This is a genomic window from Pirellulales bacterium, from assembly GCA_036499395.1.
Classification (GTDB): Bacteria; Planctomycetota; Planctomycetia; order Pirellulales; family JACPPG01; genus JACPPG01.
Window position 1 is genome coordinate 138,263 of record DASYDW010000068.1, and the last position, 14,629, is coordinate 152,891.

12 protein-coding genes are annotated in these 14,629 nt (G+C 61.2%); 3 read left to right on the forward strand and 9 right to left on the reverse strand.

The features are described 5' to 3' along the window. Positions 1-58 precede the first annotated feature (58 nt). The 4 genes from VGN12_13215 to VGN12_13230 form a co-directional block, all read right to left on the reverse strand. Entirely contained in the window at positions 59-1,126 is a 1,068-nt protein-coding gene (locus tag VGN12_13215) for a hypothetical protein (GenBank protein HEY4310405.1), read from the reverse strand. A 260-nt stretch (positions 1,127-1,386) separates the two neighbouring features. Then, positions 1,387-2,031 carry a hypothetical protein gene (locus VGN12_13220; protein HEY4310406.1) on the reverse strand — a complete coding sequence of 215 codons (645 nt, stop codon included), beginning with the start codon at positions 2,029-2,031 and terminating at the stop codon, positions 1,387-1,389. Continuing rightward, positions 2,028-2,429, reverse strand: coding sequence for a hypothetical protein (locus VGN12_13225; GenBank protein HEY4310407.1), 402 nt, complete (start codon positions 2,427-2,429; stop codon positions 2,028-2,030). The genes VGN12_13220 and VGN12_13225 overlap by 4 nt, the downstream gene beginning before the upstream one ends. Then, a complete protein-coding gene (locus VGN12_13230) occupies positions 2,426-3,721 on the reverse strand; it encodes a DUF3592 domain-containing protein (protein ID HEY4310408.1) in 1,296 nt (431 codons plus the stop codon). The genes VGN12_13225 and VGN12_13230 overlap by 4 nt, the downstream gene beginning before the upstream one ends. A 170-nt stretch (positions 3,722-3,891) precedes the next feature. On the opposite strand from VGN12_13230, the gene VGN12_13235 reads away from it, so the two are divergent. Continuing rightward, positions 3,892-5,319 carry a PQQ-binding-like beta-propeller repeat protein gene (locus VGN12_13235; protein ID HEY4310409.1) on the forward strand — a complete coding sequence of 476 codons (1,428 nt, stop codon included), beginning with the start codon at positions 3,892-3,894 and terminating at the stop codon, positions 5,317-5,319. A gap of 148 nt (positions 5,320-5,467) precedes the next feature. On the opposite strand, the gene VGN12_13240 is transcribed toward VGN12_13235, so the two are convergent. Beyond that, positions 5,468-5,740: a DNA-directed RNA polymerase subunit alpha C-terminal domain-containing protein gene (locus tag VGN12_13240; protein HEY4310410.1), complete on the reverse strand. Its 273-nt coding sequence runs from the start codon at positions 5,738-5,740 to the stop codon at positions 5,468-5,470. A gap of 364 nt (positions 5,741-6,104) precedes the next feature. Between VGN12_13240 and VGN12_13245 the strand changes: the two genes are divergently transcribed. Then, positions 6,105-8,462 (forward strand): UvrD-helicase domain-containing protein, encoded by a 2,358-nt coding sequence (locus VGN12_13245; protein ID HEY4310411.1) that lies wholly within the window; start codon positions 6,105-6,107, stop codon positions 8,460-8,462. Positions 8,463-8,538: 76 nt separating this feature from the next. On the opposite strand, the gene VGN12_13250 is transcribed toward VGN12_13245, so the two are convergent. Further along, positions 8,539-9,822 (reverse strand): dihydroorotase, encoded by a 1,284-nt coding sequence (locus VGN12_13250; protein HEY4310412.1) that lies wholly within the window; start codon positions 9,820-9,822, stop codon positions 8,539-8,541. Between the two features lie 108 nt (positions 9,823-9,930). After that, positions 9,931-10,887: an aspartate carbamoyltransferase catalytic subunit gene (locus VGN12_13255; GenBank protein ID HEY4310413.1), complete on the reverse strand. Its 957-nt coding sequence runs from the start codon at positions 10,885-10,887 to the stop codon at positions 9,931-9,933. A gap of 132 nt (positions 10,888-11,019) precedes the next feature. Between VGN12_13255 and VGN12_13260 the strand changes: the two genes are divergently transcribed. Further along, complete coding sequence (locus VGN12_13260) at positions 11,020-11,934, forward strand: GGDEF domain-containing protein (GenBank protein HEY4310414.1); 915 nt, start codon at positions 11,020-11,022, stop codon at positions 11,932-11,934. A 26-nt stretch (positions 11,935-11,960) separates the two neighbouring features. On the opposite strand, the gene VGN12_13265 is transcribed toward VGN12_13260, so the two are convergent. Together VGN12_13265 and VGN12_13270 are read right to left on the reverse strand one after the other, a co-directional pair. Beyond that, complete coding sequence (locus VGN12_13265) at positions 11,961-13,580, reverse strand: ABC transporter permease subunit (protein ID HEY4310415.1); 1,620 nt, start codon at positions 13,578-13,580, stop codon at positions 11,961-11,963. Positions 13,581-13,693: 113 nt separating this feature from the next. Next, the gene (locus VGN12_13270) at positions 13,694-14,620 is read right to left on the reverse strand and encodes an ABC transporter ATP-binding protein (protein ID HEY4310416.1); all 927 of its coding nucleotides are present in this window, start codon (positions 14,618-14,620) and stop codon (positions 13,694-13,696) included. Positions 14,621-14,629 lie beyond the last annotated feature (9 nt).

The window sequence follows — 14,629 nt, forward strand, 5'->3', positions numbered from 1 at the left end:
GGCGTGGGTCTTAGAAGCGTGTGAGCGGTCGTTGCGATTGTGGCTGTAATCGCATTCTTTAGCGCGACGAGGGACGCCAGTCAACGTTCGGCATGGGCGCCGTCGGCTGCGTGTACATGGCCGGAATGACGCCGGTCGGCATCGCTTTCGCGCCACCCATCGTGCGTGAGGCCGTGCGTGCATCGGCGTCGGCCGGGCGCGACGTTGGGCCCGCTTGCGGAGCAGGATCCTCGGGCACCGGCTTCAGGTGGATGTCCGGCGGCGACGTCGGATTCAATGGATCATACGACGGAGCCGTGCCGTTATTCGCCGGCGCGCTGGGTGTCACCGTGCTGCTCGAGTTGCTGGACGAACCGTAGTTTTGCGTGGTCCCGGTAGTTCCTGGCAACGTGGTCCCAGGCTGCGTAGCCCCAGGCCATGTCGGGCCATAGTTGGCACTGCCTGGCGTGGCAGGGGGCGAATAGGTTTGCATGTTGGGGGCCGTGTTGGGAGTAAGGTACGGCGACGGCGCGTAAGGAGTCGTCGCTGAGCCGTAGCCCGACGAGTTGGGCACCGGGCCATTCAACGAAGGCGTGGGCGTGATGTTCGACATGCCGGGGGCCGGGGAGCCCATGCCGATAGGTGGTGCGGGAGCCATCGCGGCCGGTGCTCCCTGACCACAACAGGCCGGCGCGGGCGGTGGCGCCGGGGCCATTACCGGCGGCGGGGCAATCGCCGGCGCCAAATAGTTCGCGGTCACGACGGGCATCGCCGCCGAATAGACGAGCCGGTACGAGTTGTACGGCACGTATTGCGTCTGTTGCACCATCGTCGTCACGGGACGCATGGTCGTCGTCGGTCCGCACAAGCCGCAACTGGTTACGGGCTGGTACGTCGTGACGGGCGTGTTAACCACGACCGGACGCAGATACGTCTGCGGCACGTAGTTCACCACCGTGGGCGGAGCGCACGGGGCGTAGTAGCTGACTGCGGGCGGAGGAACATACGCAGGCGCAGGAGGCGCTGCCGGCGCCGCACCACAGCCGCGGCACCAGTGGAAAATCGCCTTGCTCTCGGTTGGTCCGACAAGCAACGGACCTGAGAAGGCCGCTACGATCGCCACGTTTCGCAGGATGGTTCGACGCATGCTTTTGCTCCCCCGACGCATTGGATGGGTCCGCATAGTTTCGTTAGAGATATTCCGTCTGTACCTGTCAAGCATTAGACGGGGTAAATGCACCAAATGGTCGCTCGTTATAGCTAGCGAATCTGTGCCGCTTGCAACGCTTGTAGTGATTGCTGGCGTCTCTGCCTTGCTGGCTAAAGAACTTCCCAGAAAACAGTAGCAATACGAACTTCGGTTAACCCTAGGTCACGTCAGGCTGCAGGGAAGAGAGAAAATCTGAGTCAGCGTCGCCTGCGCAACTCTTCCAAATCATACAAATCGAAAAGGGCTTCGCGCAGATTACTGGAGTGCGCAAGCAGCGAACGTGAGAGCACGGCCTCGTGCTCGGCCGTGGCCGCAGGATGCAATTCGTAAAGCACGTTTCGCGCGAGCGCCGCATCGACTGCCGTCTTTGTAAGCGTTGGAAGGCCTACCGGTTTATGAGCGGTGACCAGCAATCCGCACTTGCGCTGGCGGCAGGCGCGGCGCAGCCAAAACCGATTCCAAGGGGAGAGTTGTTCGTAGCCGTCGATAACGAGCAACGTCACCGCGTCGCACCGCGCAAGGCGCCTACGGTGGGCCACGAGCGAGCGTTCGCCATCGTGCAGGGTGATGAGAAGCGGGCGACGGCATGCCCGTTCGATCTTGGGCAATAGCGCCGCGACGAGCGTCGATTTGCCGGTGCCGTGCGGACCGGTTATCTGTCCCCACCAGCCGAGGGCTTGCAGCCGCGCGATGAGAGTCGCGGCGTCTTCGCCCTGCTGAAAGTGGTAAGGCAACGCACCGGGCCGAATATATCGCGACGCGAAGGGGTTAGTGGGAATGCCGTCGCCAGTAGCCTGCGATTGACGGGCGCGATCGTGCGAATCGGCAGGCGAGTCGTTCATGGCAGAACGGCGCGGGCCACGGGGACATTGCCCAGGCGAAAGGTGCGCTGCTCGACGAGTTGCTTGCCGCGGGTCAGGAAGGCTCGCAGCCGGACGCACCAGCGAATCCTCAGAATGACGCCGTCGTAACTGAGGGGGGAGTTAGGCAGCATGGTGCTGAATTGCCGCGGTTGGCGAAAGTCGACCGGCGCCGCCTCGCTGGTTTCGGTGCGCTGGAAATAATGCACGGCGAAATCCTCGTCCCCTTTTCCCTCGGTGAACCAGAGAACCGAGATCTCGAGAGCTTCGACTTCGGCGCTGCACGATTCGCCGGCGAAGTATTCGGCCGTGAGTGTTTCGCCAGGCGCGAATTCCGTGCGCTCGTCGTGAAATGACAGATTGAGTTCGGCAAGCGTCACGAGTTGTCCTCGACGAGCTTGCGGGGGCGAATGACGATCGGAAAGGTGCGTTCGAACCCGGGCCAGCGCTCGACGTCTCCCGCGACCACGATTTTCCAATCGACGCGATTGTGGCCGGCCTTAAAAGAATGCATGGCGTCGTATGGCACGAATAGCCGCGCGCGAGCTTCGAAGGGAACGCCTGGCCCCAGCTTGAAAGACTCGCGCGATACCAGCGATTCTTCGAAGACCCGCCGCGTCGATTTCCGAGTGTTCGTCCCCTGCCGGTACGTGGCATTCTCTTCGCAGACCAGCTTCAAATCGAATTTTTTCACAGCCAGGCGACCGGCCTGCGAGAGATAGATCTCGTACGTTCCGCCCGGCACCAGCGGATGGGCCGAGATCTCGACCAGCGTTGGTCCGATATTCGCGGCGATCAACAAGCGACGCACAAACAGGATCAGGCTGAAAACTCCGCCTGCCACGAGCGGCAGCAGGAAAAGTGCCAGCCACCAGTCACGTTCGCCATTGCGAAAGCTCAGTACGCACATGCGCCCGAAGACGATCACGGCCAGATTCCACATCGCGCACACGACGGCGATGGCTGCGGTGCTCCACACGGCGGTGCCGGGGGTTAATCGATAGGAGAGAAACGTGCCGGGGCTGTCGTTCAGTTGATGTGGATCGGGCACGAATGGGAACGGCTGAGCCGGCGCAGCAGGCGTGGGCAAAAGGAAATCAAGATTCGACGTGTTTTGCGTGGTGGCGGCGATGCGCTCGGTCGATTTGCCCCACGTCAGCACGGCTAAGGCCAGGCCGGCGCCCCCCAGCGAAATAAACGCGATGGGAACCAGCAGCATCAGCCAGGCGAACCAGGTGTAGCCGCGCGCCAGCACCACGGTCTGCGGATCGCGCGGGTCGTACCAGCAATCGCATTCCGTTCCGGCCGTGAACTCTTCGAGGATCTTCTCCGTGAAAGCGCCATCAGCCTGGTAGACCGCCGCGATGTCGTACGTGCTCCAAGCGGTCTGTGGACGGTCGTCAACCGTGTATGCGACTTCGATTTCCGGGCGCTTGGCGCCAGCGCTGTCGGCGGCGGTACGGGTGCTGATGATCTGGCAGGTGGTTTCTGCAAAGTTGTGATTCGCCCGCCATTCCGGAATCGAGAACTTGAGCAAGATGAAGACGAGCGAGATGATGCCGGCCGTGAAGAAGAATGCTGCAAACAAACCGAGCGCGGCGCGGCCTGCGACCGTCGATCCCGTACGACGTTCACCGCGTTTCTTCCCGAAGATCAGCGACCACCTGAACAACTCGAAATCCTCTGCGAATTTGCCCTGAATGTGACGAATCGGTCCGGCGACCTGCGCGACCTATGCCGCGGCTTGCCGCACGTCCTATAATGACGCCCTACCGCAGCAGGAAGCCGGGCAAAACGAGAGCGCGGCCCGACAAGGCACTTGAAAAAGAACGTTTTGCTTCGATGACATCTATTGATCCGCGCCGAAATTCGATCGCCTGCCATTCGGACCATATTCAACTGCGCCACGGCGGCGTCCATTGTACAAGTTTGGCATTTCTCTGCGGGCTGGTTTTCATTTTCCTGGCGGCAGCGGGCAATTCCGGAATCGCAGCGGATCGGCTTGCGGAAGTGCAGGGCCAGCACACGTGGCCACAATGGCGAGGCCCCGGCAGTCGGGCTGTTCTAGGCACCGACACGCTTCCCAATCCGTGGCCCAGCGGTGCGCCGAAGCGCTTATGGCACGCGCCGCTCGGCACAGGCTGGTCCAGTCCCGTCGTCGCTGACGGGCGGGTCTTTATTACCGATCGAACCGACGGCACGGAACGCATGTTGGCCTTTGATGCCGACACCGGGCGCGAGATCTGGGCCGAGGGGCACGCGGTCGATTTTGATCCGCATCCGGTCGGCCGGCAACACGGCAATGGGCCGAAGGCGACTCCGCTCGTGGACGAGGACAAGGTTTATGCAGTGGGGATCGCCGGTCGGCTCGAATGCCGTAAAGCGACGGACGGCGCACTTATTTGGGAGGTCAACTATCCCGCGATGTTTGGCGAGCCGCGCCCGCTGCCGGGTGGTAAAGCGCGGGTGAACGGCACGACCGATGTCACGGTGCCGCTGGGGAACGGCAAAGGGGGGCCGGTTCCGCTCTTTGGATATACGGGTTCACCAACACTGAGTGGAAACTCGTTGGTGACCCCAGTCGGCGGCGAACGCGGCGGGACGATTATCGCTTTCGATAAGAACACGGGCCGCCCTGTCTGGAGGGCGCTTGATGAAAATGTTTCGTATTCGTCGCCTGTCATTGCGCAGTTCGACGGAGTCGTGCAAGTCGTCGTGATGACCGGGCCACGCGTGGTTGGCCTGGCGACCGAGACGGGCGCACTTTTATGGAGCCATCCGTTTCAGATTCAATATGACGAAAGTATCAGTACGCCAGCCATTGGGCCTGGCATGGTTCTGATTACGGCAACCGGCCGTCCACTGACGGCACTTCGTATTAGTCACGACGGAGGAAAATGGACGAAGCAGGTCGCATGGACGAATGAAATCCTGTCGAGCTACCTGTCGAGCACGGTTGTCGCAGGCGATTACGTTTACGGCATGAACGACGGCGGCGAGTTTTCCTGTTTGCGTCTCGCCGATGGGAAGGCCCTATGGACGGGCGGGAACGAGGGGTATTATTCGTCGCCGATCGTGGCGGGGCAGCGGCTGTTTGCGCTCAACGAGCGAGGCCGGCTGACGGTGCTCGGCTTGGGGCCCGAAGCGTATCGAGAGATGGGGGCAAGCCAACTCACCAAGGGCGAGACGTGGACCATGCCCGCGATCGTGGGAAGCCGGATCTACGTACGCAGCAAAGAAGGGCTGAGCTGCTTTGAAACGCAGCCGTGAGCGATCGGAAAACCGCGATCCGATGAATTAGCGAGCAACTGAATTAACGAATAACAAAGCCCGGCGGAGACGGACGACGAACGCTTTCGCCGCGACTCCGCCGAGCCTCGTTGGTCGCTTGTACTGTGGGCCCGCGAATTGACGCGTATTAAGCGGGGACCGCTTGCGGCTTGCAGCGGCGGGCAAAGCCGATGCTGGCCAGCGCCTTGTAGACCTCGTCGAGCGTTTTCTCGCCGAAGTTCGAGATACTGAGCAAATCTTCGCGCGTACACTGCAGGAGATCATGCACGGTAAAGATGCCGCGCTCTTCCAGACAGTTCGTGGTGCGCACCGAGAGGCCGATCTCGGCGGTGCTCATTTCCAGGCGTTCGGTCAGTTCCTTGGCCTTCTCGTCGACGGCGCTTAAAGGAATGCGCGTCATGGGTTCCCTCCCTAGAGTTTGCATTAACGATGGGCGGCGGCATCCATGCCAGAAGCCGTCACCGGCAACTAAGTCGAGCGTGAGTATAGCGAGGGAGAGCGCTTTTCGCCTAGCAATTTTTGCCGACTTGTAATAATGCAGTGCTAGCACGTCAAGCGAATGGAGTGCTGTCCGAAGCGCGATCGATGATGATGATGTGTCGTTACGTCGCGCTTGGGTCGACCACAAAAACGCGTGCGGTGATGTTTCCCAAGGGGGCGGCACAGCGTGCGAGCCCCATCACAAAATCGCGGCAAATGCCTATAATTCTGAGGGTCGTTGGCCCTGCATTTCGTCCGATTTTGAGTTCACGAAAGGCGCAGCGTTGAAGGATTTGTTCAAAGGGCTGACCGACGCTCAGCGGACCGCCGTCGAGCACATCACGGGGCCGCTCTTGATTTTGGCAGGCCCTGGCAGCGGCAAGACCCGCGTGGTAACGCACCGCATCGCGAATATGCTCCGCGAGGGGATCCCGCCGCGCAGCATTCTGGCGCTGACATTTACGAACAAGGCAGCCGACGAGATGCGCAATCGCGTCGACATGCTAGCGCCTGGGCAGCCGGTAATGCTCAGCACCTTTCATCGCTTTTGCGCGCGGCTGCTGCGCGAGTTCGCCTCGTTAGTCGGGCTGCGCGAGAACTACACGATCTACGACACGTCGGACAGTTTGCAGGCCTTGCGACGTTCGATCGATGAATTGCAGATCGACGCGACGCATTACACGCCGCAACAGATCGCGGCCGTGATATCGAACGCCAAGAATCGCCTGGTGACGGCCGAACAGTTCGCCGCGCGCCCCGGAAATCCGCTGGCCAGCATCGTGGCCCGGGTCTACCCGGCGTATCAATCGCGGTTGTTGAACTCGAGCGCTGTCGATTTCGATGATCTGCTGGTCCACACCGTGACGCTGCTGCACGAGCATCCCGAGGTCCGCACCGAGTTGGACGCGCGCTATCGCTACATCATGGTTGATGAATACCAGGACACGAACCTGGCCCAATACAAGATTGTGCGCGCGCTGTCGGTCGACTATCCGAATCTGGCTGTGACGGGAGACCCCGATCAATCGATTTACGGCTGGCGCGGCGCGAACCTAAGCAATATCCTGGAATTCGAGCGGGACTTTCCGGACGTCGAAATCGTGCGGCTCGAGCAGAATTACCGCAGCACCAAGCGAATTCTGAGCGTCGCGGCGCAATTGATCACCAACAACAAGCGCCGCAAGCATAAGGACTTGTTCACGGATAACCAGGAAGGGGCTCCGGTCCGCTTTGTCCGCTATGCAACCCAACGGACCGAGGCCGAGACGATCGCCGCCCGGATCGCCACCGAAGTAAGGGCAGGCCGCCGCCGGCCTCGCGATTTCGCGATCTTTTACCGTGTCAATGCGCTGTCGCGCGTGTTCGAGTTCGCGCTGCGGGATCAGGGCATTCCGTATCAGATCGTGAACGGCTTGGAGTTTTTTCAGCGGAAAGAGATTAAAGACGTTCTGGCCTATTTGCTGCTGATTAACAATCCGCGCGATGACGTGGCCTTTTTTCGGGTTGTTAATACGCCCACGCGCGGCATCGGCAAGACGACGCTCGAGAAACTGGCGCGGCACGCGAATCAATATCGCTTGACGCTGCTCGATGCGGCCCGCGAGAGCGGCGTGGTCGAAGGTCTGCAAAAGAAGACGGCCTTGGTCGTGGGACGCTTCGTCGCGATGATCGATCGTCTGGTGGCCTTATCCAGCGGCTCAGTGGAAGAAATTCTAGGACACGTGCTGGCCGAGACTGGCTATCGCGAGTACCTGGCCAACAGTGAACTCGAGGAAGATCAGGAGCGGCTGGCCAATATCGAAGAATTGCTCACCGCGGCCCGACAGTTCGACGAGCGGCACGCGGGCGATTCGCGCCTGGGAGACTTTCTCGAAGAGGCGAGCCTTACTTCCGACACCGACGCTTGGGAGTCGGACGTCGATCGCGTGACGCTGATGACGCTGCATGCATCGAAGGGGTTGGAATTCCCCGTCGTGCATTTGGTGGCCGTGGAAGACGGATTAATTCCGCACGAACGCAGCCGGAATGAGGCGGACGACCTGGAAGAGGAACGGCGGCTGTTGTTTGTCGGAATCACGCGTGCGCAGCAGGAATTGCACCTGAGCCTGGCGCAAAGCCGCGAGTTCCGCGGTTTGCGTCGCATGACCATTCCCAGCATGTTTCTGTTCGAGTTGCCGCTGGAGGAAATCGAGCAAACCGAAGAAACCTGGTTGGATCCGATGGCCGCTGCGAATTACTCGCCGAGTCACGCTGATGACGACGTGAGCCAAGTCGCGCCGGACGACGAAGGGGACGACGTATCGTTCGATTTCGGAGCTTCGGAGCAATCGTCGTCGCACGATCCTGAGCAATCGGTTCCGAGTCCGGCCGTGGCGCGTCCAGTAGGGCCGGCCTGGCATGGTAAATCGTTGCAGACGGCCGCCGAGCTGTTGGCGGATGCGGCGCCGCTGTCACCGAGCCTTGCACCGGATGCATTTTTTCAGGGGATGTTGGTTCGTCATCCTGAATACGGACTGGGAAAGGTCGTCGCGCTGTCCGGCAGCGGACTGCGACGCACGGCGACCGTGGCGTTCATCGCGGGTGCCGGCCAGAAGAAATTCGTGGTCAGCCAAAGTGCGCTGCGCCCCGCGAAAGCGACGTAAGAATCGCGGCGAGTTGGCCTCTGCGGAATGCCAGCGATTTTCGAGAATAGTCGCGCGAAAGACAGGCAGGCTCTGGCTAGTTTTGCGGCGCCTGATACTTGACGCGCCCGCCGACCAGGACGGTTTCAGCACGGCCGGTCAGGTTCCAGCCGTTGAACGGGGAATTGCTGCTCTTCGAGGCGAAGCGGCTGGCGTCGACTTGCCACTTGCGTTGCGGGTCGATGATCGTGACGTCGGCATCGGCGCCGATGGCCAGGGTTCCCTTTTCCAGTCCCAAGACGCGGGCCGGATTGATCGTCATCTTGGCGATCGCCTGCGGCCAGGTCAGGATGCCGGGCTCGATCAGCTTCGTCACGACCAGTGCGAGCGCCGTTTCCAGCCCAACGATGCCGAACGGTGCTCGGTCGAGCTCCTGCATTTTCTTTTCCAAGGCATGCGGTGCGTGATCGGTACAGATGACGTCGATCGTGCCGTCGACCAATCCTTCGATGCAGCCGGCCACGTCGCGGGCCGCGCGTAGCGGCGGGCTCATTTTGCAATTCGAATCGAATGTGCGCAGGCATTCATCCGTCAGCGTGAAATGATGCGGACAGACTTCCGTCGTCACGCGCACGTTGCGACGCTTTGCCCGACGGACCAGCTCGACGCTGCCTTGCGTGGAAATGTGCATGACATGAATGCGGCCACCCGTGGCCTCGGCCAGCAGAATGTCGCGCGCCACCATCGCATCCTCGGCGGCGGCCGGCATGCCGGCCAGACCCAAAAGCAGCGAAACCGCTCCTTCGTGCATGACGCCGCCGCTGGTTAGCTCGCGCACTTCGGCGTGATTCAGGATCGGCTTGTCGAACATCGAAGAATATTCGAAAGCCCGGCGCATTAGCTCGGCGTCGTAGACGGGCGTACCGTCGTCGGTGAAACCGACGGCGCCGGCCTGCACAAGCTGGCCAATCTCGGCCAGTTCCTTGCCTTCGCGATTTCGGCTGACGCAGGCCACGACGTAGACGTTGCAATTATCAGCGAGCGCTGCCTGGTGATGCACGAATTCGACCTGCGCCTGCGTATCGAGCGGAGGCTCGGTGTTCGGCATGCAGGCGATCGAGGTGAATCCGCCGGCTAGTGCTGCGGCCGTGCCGGTGGCGATCGTTTCGTCTTCTTCGCGTCCTGGTTCTCGCAGGTGAACATGTATGTCGATCAAGCCGGGCGAAACAATCTTACCGCGCGCGTCGAGGATCAGATCCTGCCCATTCGCGGCGACGTCGTAGCCGGCGATGCAGCCATCCTCGATCAGCAGGTTGGTGACACGATCCAACTGCTGGCTGGGATCGATGACGCGTCCCCCCTCGATCAAGATGCGTGACATAAAGGCGCTTTCGCTGTGGCTAAAGTGACTACTATCGAATTCGATGGGACCAGCATCGAGTCAGGCCCGATGATTCTGCGCTATGCAGTCAATCCATCAGGCACTCGTTCATAACGTGCCGCAAATCAACCACAGTACCGCCATGCGCACGGCCAGTCCGTTCGTGACTTGTTCGAGAATCACCGAATGCGGACCATCCGCCACGTCGGGGGTCAGTTCCACGCCGCGGTTGATCGGTCCGGGGGCCAGGATCAGGATGTCTTCCTTGGCCTTGGCCAGTCGTTCGCTGTTCATCGCGTACAGCAGGGCGTATTCGCGGACCGAGGGGAACGGCATGGTCGTTTGACGCTCGAACTGGATGCGCAATAAGTTCAGCACATCGCAGCGCGGCAGAATCTTATCCAAGTCGTGTGATACCTCGACACCCACGTCACGCCATAGCGGCGACACCAAGGTCGACGGGCCGCACAGAATCACGTGCGCGCCGAGCTTCTTGAGGCCCCAAATGTTCGAGCGGGCTGTGCGGCTGTGGGCGATATCACCAACCAGCGCGACGGTCAGCCCTTTGATGCTTCCCAGTTGCTCGCGAATGGTCATGATGTCGAGCAGACCCTGCGTGGGATGCTCGTGGGGACCGTCCCCGGCGTTAATCACCGCGCAGGAGAGATTTTGGGCCAGCAGATGCGGCGTACCGGGCGTGCGGTGCCGCACGACCACCAGGTCGATGCCCATCGCCTCGATATTCTTGGCCGTGTCGATGAAGGTTTCCCCTTTCGACAGGCTGCTGCCCGAGGCCGTGAAATCGACCGTATCGGCCCCCAGGCGTCGCGCCGCGAGCGAGAAGCTGGTGCGGGTGCGGGTCGAGTTCTCGAAGAACAGGTTCGCGCAGGTCCGCCCGGCGAGTGAGGAGAGCTTCTTCTTGCAACCGCCGGTTGCTTCCTTGAACGAGACGGCTGTGTCCAGAATCAGCGTGATCTCTTCCGCGGAAAGATCTTCTAAGCCAAGCAAATGCCGCCGAGTCCAGGCAGCGGGCACGGCGCTTATTTCACCGACCTTGGTGCTCATTTCGTGGTTCCCCGTGGGCGCAGAGAGTCGGCATCCTGCCGCGCAAACTGTTGGCACAGATTCTAGCAGCGGGGCAGGGGGCTGCAAGCAATGCCATCTTTCCTCGCCATGGCCCCTGTTAGAATGCGCAAGATGTCTCGGAAGTCACCTATTATCGTGCAGATTTCGCTTGAAGACGTGTCGCTCGCCGCTCGTTGGCGGGACGCTTTGGCCGCGAACGATTTGTTCGAAACGCCCTCGGATGTAACGGGCGAGCGGGCAAGCGGGCAGCTTGGCCGGAAGCGGCCGCCCCACGTCCTGGTCGTTCCGATCGACAGGGTGAGTGACCCTACTTGCCAGGAACTGCTCGCGCGGCACGGTCAAGGGGTTGTGTTCGTTGGAGATGCGGCGGCAGTGGGTTTCTCGCCGGACACGCTTGCGCGGAATGCGATCGTTTTGCCCGTCGAGGCGACGGCCCGAGAAATCGTGCTCGCCTGTCGTTTGCTAGGGGAGAACGTGCGCCTGCGGCGGCGCGCGTTGCGCGAGCGACGCGATCGCCAGCGGCTGCAACGTCTGGCCGATACCGACCCGCTGACAGGCTTGCTCAATCGCCGCGCCTGGCAACGCGTGCTGCACGCCCAGTTACGAGATGTCGCGACCGCGGGCGTGGTGCATTGTCTTGCGGTTGTCGATCTGGACTACTTCAAGCAAATCAATGAAACGCAGGGCTACTCGGCGGGGGACCAGGTGCTGATGCAGGTGGCCCAAGCCTTGCGACAAGGGGTGCGAAGCGGCGATGCGGTCGCCCGGCTGGGAGGCGACGAATTTGGAGTTCTGCTGACCAATATCAGCGAAATCGCTGCGGCCACGATCGTCGAGCGGTTGCGGCAGCGGACGACGTCTCGCGCAGAGCCCTCGGACGATGCCGTGACGGCCAGTGTCGGTTACGTTTGCTTCTCGCCCCAGCGTGGGTTGGGCGAGGCTCTGATCATTGAAGCTGCAGATCAGGCCCTGCGCGCGGCCAAGCTGGCCGGGCGGAACCGTGCCGTGGCCGCGCCGACGATTTAGCAAACGTGTCCGAGTTGCTGCGATCGCTAAGACGCCACGCGCCACCGCACTTTGAAGAGCCACAGCATGGCGCCGATGAGAGCGCCGATCAGCGCCAAGTCAAAGGCGACGAAACCGAACCAGACGTTCCAGTTGCCGGCCCGGACGTGGTCGCCGAGCAGTCGGTGGTCCAGCGGCAAACTAAACGCTGCGCCAAACGGTGTCAGAAACGCGACGCCATCAAGCCATGACGTTGCGCCAATTATGAAGCTGCGGCCAAACTCGACCAGCGCGATCGGGCTCATGAAGAGCAAAGCCATCAACAGATACGACATCATCATGGCGACGGACGTCTTGCGAAAAACGACTGAGCAGAAGAGTGCCAACGTGGATGTCGTTACCGAGGTCAACAAAACGATCGCGACGTAGCCCAGCACCGTCTGCCAGTTCGGCCAGTATGTCGATACTAGTCCGCACGCCAGCACCAGCGGCCACAGCAAAAAACAGGTGAGCACGGTCGCCACGCGCAACGCGGAAACCAACTTGCCCCACAGGATCTGCCAGGGGGAAAGCAAGGTTACCAGCAGCAGGTCGAGGGTTTCTCGCTCGCGTTCGCTCGTGACGCTGCCGGCCGAGAACACGGGGCCCACCAACATATTGAACAGGATCACGTAGCTGACATACCACGGCGCCTGATCAGGCCAGAAAAACAGGAAGCCAGCCATCATCGGCACGGCCAGCGCCATGCTGACCATGATGACGACGCGCAGCATCAGGGTCCCCTGCGCGAAAATCTCGCTACGCATTTCCTTATCGAAGATCGGATTCGCGCCGTCTTCCAGCAGGTCGTCTCGCTTGGCCGGGGCAAAGAGCATGTCCGGGAACTTGTCACGCTGAATGATCAGCCCGACGGCCTGCCGCTGTTCGGCTTCTTCGTCGACGACTTCTTTCCCTTCGCTGCCGACGTCGGGAGGATGCAACAACCGCCGGCTTGTTGCAACAAAGAGCGGCGTGCAAATCAGCAGAGTAATGGCAGGCAGCACCGTGACACAGGCGAGTAGCCGCAGCGACGGCTGGTTGGCCAACGCTTGCCAAAAGAACAAGCCTGCGAGTGCCAACGGAAGCACCAGCAGATAGGACACGACCAATGAGGACGACGTGCGGCGGAAATAACTGCTGGCGGCCAAGCTGATCATGCCGAAGGTGATCGTCGACAGAATCACTGCCAGATATACGGCCAGTACCTCGTAGAGAGACACTCCGCCCAGCGGCAGGCAGAGCATCACGATCGGCAGGCTACAGAAGATCAGCACGGCCAGGTGGGTCAGCGAGGCTAGCAACTTGCCCAGCACGATCGCCTCGGGGCGCAAGGGGCTGGCCAACAGCATTTCGTAGCTCTTGCGTTCCTTCTCGCCGGTAATTGCGCCGGCCGCAAAGCTGGGGGCCATCAACGAGGCGAGCAAGTACTGTTCGAGGAAGATCAGCTCGACCAGGGTCTTGCCGTCCTCGGGATTGGCGCTCATGTCGAGGCGTTGCGCCTTGGGCCAGGCGAACATAACCGCGGCGCTCAACAGCAATACGTACGTGAGGAGCAGCAGGAACGCGCGGTTCATCCGCAGGTTTACGAGCAGCTCGCGTTGAAGGACGGGATTCTCTCGCAAATACATGGTCGCGCGGCGCCTCGTGTTCCGTTTCCGCGTTCAATCGTCGCCGGGTCTCGTCGTAACAAGCCAGGCGGTTTCTCTGTTCTCTTATCGGGGAGATCGCGAGCGCGAGTCGCTCAGGCGACCAGCCCCTTCGTCACCAGCATGAACACATCTTCCAGCGAAGGATCGCGTTCCGCGAAGGAATGCATGCGAACGCCGGCCGCGACAAGCTCTTCGAGCAATGCGGCCAGGCAGGCATCATCGGCCGCCATTTCGACGCGAGCCCGGGTCCCCTCGATTTGCAAATCGAGCGTCTCCGGCCGGCTGCGAATGATCGACAGGCCGGCGTCCATCCGCTCGTGAAAGCGAATTTCCAGGACGCGGTTGCGGCGAATGCGCTTGTAAACCTCGTCGATCGGTCCGTGCATCAACAACTGGCCGCGTTCGATAATGCCGATCGAGGTGCAGCAGTCCGCTAACTCGGTGAGGATATGGCTCGAAATAAGAATCGTTTTGCCCATCCGCCTTAGCTCGCGCAGCAAGGCCTTGACCTCGAGCCGGGCGCGAGGGTCTAAGCCGCTCGAGGGCTCGTCCAGGATCAGCACCGGCGGGTCGTGAACCAGCGTCTTGGCCAGGCACAGACGCTGCTTCATGCCGCGCGACAGGCCGTTCACGAAATCGTCGCGCTTGTGGGTCAGGTCCAATAGCTCAAGCACGTCGCCGATCACTTGTTTGCGACGCGAGCGCGGCAACTGGTAGGCGACGGCAAAGAAGTCGAGAAACTCCCAAACCTTCATGCCGTCGTAGACGCCGAAATTGTCAGGCATGTAGCCGACGCTGCGGCGCACGGCCAGCGGATCGCGCGTGACGCTGTGGCCGTTGACGATTCCCTCGCCGTGCGTCGCATTGAGCAACGTGGCAAGGAAGCGGATCGTGGTGCTCTTGCCGGCACCATTGGGTCCGATGAAGCCAAAGAGCTCACCCGCCTCGATCTTGAGATTGAGCGACTCGACGGCAACGTATTCGCCGTAAGTCTTGCCGAAGTCGATAAGTTCGATCATGTCCTGTCG